This is a genomic window from Methylobacterium goesingense (assembly GCF_022179225.1).
GTDB classification, from domain to species: domain Bacteria; phylum Pseudomonadota; class Alphaproteobacteria; order Rhizobiales; family Beijerinckiaceae; genus Methylobacterium; species Methylobacterium goesingense.
This window is the reverse complement of sequence record NZ_BPQL01000133.1, coordinates 1-2,343: the sequence shown is the minus strand read 5'-3', so window position 1 is coordinate 2,343 and position 2,343 is coordinate 1. Positions and strand designations below refer to the sequence as shown.

The window sequence follows — 2,343 nt, the reverse complement described above, 5'->3', positions numbered from 1 at the left end:
GCTGTCGGTGGAGACGCGGGTGGTGGTGCCGGTCGTCAGGTTCTTGACGAAGACGTCGGTCAAACCGTTCGTGTCGCCGGCCACGAGATTGGTGGCGCTGCTCTGAAAGGCGACGCGGGTGCCATCGGCCGAGATCGAGGGGGTGGTGCTGGTGCCAGATGTGGTCTGCGCGCCCGTGCTGTCGGTGGAGACGCGGGTGGTGGTGCCGGTCGTCAGATCCTTGACGAAGATGTCGGAAGCGCTGTTCGTGTCACCCGTGACGAGGTTGGTGGCGGTACTCTGGAAGGCGACACGGGTGCCGTCGGCCGAGATCGAGGCCGCGGTGCTGGTGCCACCGGTGGCCTGCGCGCCCGTGCTGTCGGTGGAGACCCGGGTGACCGTGCCGGTGAGCGTGTCCTTGACGAAGACGTCGATGGTCCCGTTCGTGTCGCCGGCCACCAGGTTGCCGGCGTTGGTCGTGAAGACGACGTAGCGCCCGTCGGCCGAGACCTGGGATCCCGTGGTGGCAATTTGGCTGGCGGCGTTGCCCTGCGTTCCATCGGCAGCGGTCGATACGCGTGTGGTGGCCATGGTCGTGCCCTGCTTCGCCGTGCCGGCCGAGATGCCGATGATCCGTGGGGTATCGCGGCGCGTGTGATGATGAAAGCGTTAAAATCGCATGCACACGTTATAATTTCTGGATTATACCAATGTGACGGTATTGTTTGTCAGTCATAAATCAATGGATGCGGAATAATACTATTCAGAAAATTAGCATAACACAGAGTCTGTCCGATTTGTCATATCGGCGTAAGGGACTTGGAAATTCGATAAATCGTTGTCTCGCTCAGTAAGGGAGTTTTATGCATCAATTCAAATGAATAGATCGAATTTTTAATAGATTTTTATCATTGTGTGGCTGTGGAGGGCGCTGGAACAACGTTCTCGGATTTGGCGGACTTGACTGGCCGCTGGGCCGCGCTGGGCTCGCCGGACGCGTCGTGGCGATGCGGAGGCGGGACCAGGGCGCACGGGAGCAAGGCCAGCCGGGGTCCGAGCCGGCATGTTCACCGCCCGGTTCCAGGACGGGGTCCACCCGCCGAGCCGACGTCGGCTGAAGGCAGACGAATGGCCTATCACGGAGCGAGCCGATCACGGTCGGCATCGCCGCCATGGCTCGGAGGCGGTCCGTCCGCTTCGGGGCGAAAGCCCAGGGGGCGGTCGCTATCCGCGGTTGCCCTTCGCGCTGTCACGCGGATTGGGTTTCAACCCCGAGACATCGGGGTGCGGCTAACCTTCGTGAAGCACGACCTTCCCAGATTGTTCGAGATATCGGACGCGGACGATGACGTTCGCATCGGAACCGCTCGCGCAGGCGTGTCCGCGACACGCCACGGGTTGTCGCCGGCGGAAGGTGCAGTTGGCCTGATGACGCTTGACGGAGGGCGCCGCCAGTCAGGTCCTGCTTCTTCACCCCTGCACGCGGAAGCGGACGGAGGCGCGTTCCTCCGTCCCGGGCGCCCGACCCTCACCGCATCCCGGACGGTCGCCCCGGATCGGTCGCGGCGGCCCGCCCTCCGGCGTCACCCAGTCCTGCGCATTCCTGAGGCGGATGCCGCTGGCATGCAGGGTGGAGGTCCAGATCGGCGCCAGGGGTGTGAGGCGCGGCAGGATGCGCAGCTCCAGGCCCGCCGCCGCCATCGCGGCGGGCAGGTTCCGGAGCGTGTCGCGGCGCTCCGGGACGATCGCGTGGCGCGAGACCCAGGCGCCTGGATCGCCGGCGGGCTCGAAGGTCCCGGGCGGCATCCGATAGCGCTGGATCGTCCCGCCCGCGATCCGCTCCGCCCAGGCCTCCTCGACATAGGCGACGGCGCGGCCGGTGACGTCGCCGAACCAGGCCTGCCGGTCCTCCGGCGTCGTCTCGGCGGTGGGCCAGATCACGATCCGGGGACAGTCGCGCGGAAAGAGGTAGAGCAGGCAAAAGTCCGCCGCGATCGCCCAGACCAGGGGACCGTTCAGCCAGGCGCGCGCCGCCCCACGGTCGATGCCGACCCGAACGGGGCGCGGGACGAAGACCCGGATGTCCGGATCTTCGCTGAAGTGGAACAGCGGAGGGCGCCTCGCCTCCGGTTCGACCGGCGCGCGCGGGGTCACCGCGCGTTGCGGAACACCTGGAGGTCGAGGTCGCGGACCTTCTTGCGCAGGGTGTTGCGGTTGACCCCCAGCAATTCGGCCGCGCGGATCTGGTTGCCGCGGGTGGCGGCCAGCGCCGCTCCGATCAGCGGCCCCTCGATCTCGCGTAAGATGCGGTGGTACAGGCCGGGCGGGTATCGCGATACGCTGCCCCCGCCCGGCCTGTACCAC

2 protein-coding genes and 1 pseudogene are annotated in these 2,343 nt (G+C 66.4%); all 3 read right to left on the bottom strand.

All coding sequences use genetic code 11. The features are described from left to right. On the bottom strand, positions 1-570 hold a 570-nt coding region (locus MFF30_RS20535; RefSeq protein WP_373320961.1), incomplete at its 3' end, for a TolB family protein. Between the two features lie 996 nt (positions 571-1,566). Beyond that, positions 1,567-2,088, bottom strand: a pseudogene (locus tag MFF30_RS20530) (DUF6886 family protein); the annotation flags it as partial. Between the two features lie 41 nt (positions 2,089-2,129). Next, the coding region (locus tag MFF30_RS20525; RefSeq protein WP_283205924.1) for a helix-turn-helix domain-containing protein at positions 2,130-2,343 on the bottom strand (214 nt) is incomplete at its 5' end.